1 pseudogene is annotated in these 959 nt (G+C 75.5%); it reads right to left on the bottom strand.

Annotation, left to right across the window (positions count from 1 at the left end):
* Positions 1-922: pseudogene (locus tag ACYVE7_RS34690) on the bottom strand (FtsX-like permease family protein); the annotation flags it as partial.
* Positions 923-959 lie beyond the last annotated feature (37 nt).

Genomic DNA, 959 nt, shown 5'->3' with positions numbered 1-959 from the left:
CCAGCGCGAGCTGCCGCCGCTGCCGGCGCAGCCCGACGGCGAACGCCGGGCCCGCGAGCAGCACGACCTCCAGCACGATCATCGTGACGGCCAGCGCGCCGATCGCCAGCTCGGCGCCCGTCGAGGAGCTCTCCTGGAACATCGGGGTGGCCGAGGCGGGCGGCGGGTCCTCGACCACGGCGCGGGACTTGACGAACACCCCTTCCCGGTTGAACGCCTGGACGTCCGCCCAGGTCACCGGCGCGCCCCGCACCACCAGGGCGCGCGCCTCGAACGCGCCGGGCTTGAGCAGCGCGCCCGGCAGTGCCTGGACGGCGAGCTGCTTGGGGCTCTCGGTGTACCGGGTGTAGCCGACGATCTTCTTGACGGTCCCGGCCCGGCCGAACGCGATCTCGCCGCCGATCCGGTGACCCCGGTCGCGCAGCGCGGGGGAGACCGTCACCTCGTCCGCGTTGCCCGGCGCCCGCCCGCCGGTCAGCTCGATGATCCCTGCGACTGCCGGGTCCCGGACGTCGAGCTCGCGGACGCTCACGTCCAGCGAGCCGCGCTCGGTCCTGACCCCGAGCCCGCCGCTGTGCCACGGCAGGATCCGGGCGTCGGGGCCGAGCAGCCCGGCGACGACCTGGTCGAGCGGCCGCCCCCCGGTCTCGGTGGCGCCCTCGCCGCCCTCGGACTGCGACTCGGCGTCGTAGCTCTGCTGGACGGAGCGGGTGCCCTTGCCCTGCCAGACCAGGGCGTCGGCCCGGCCCAGTTCCCTGGGCAGCTTCTCGACGGGTGTCATGTCGACGGTCCGCAGCAGGATGGCCAGCGCCACGATCGCCATCACCGGAACCCCGATCATGGCGACGACCAGCGCGGTCCTGCCCTTGGCGCGGGCGGCGTCGCGGCGGGCGATGCGCAGCGCGGCGCGCAGGGCGCTCACTGCGACTCCAGCAGCGACTCGGGCCTGGCGGGCGCGG

It is taken from the genome of Actinocorallia lasiicapitis (assembly GCF_054778695.1).
This window is presented reverse-complemented; position numbering and strand designations above follow the sequence as displayed.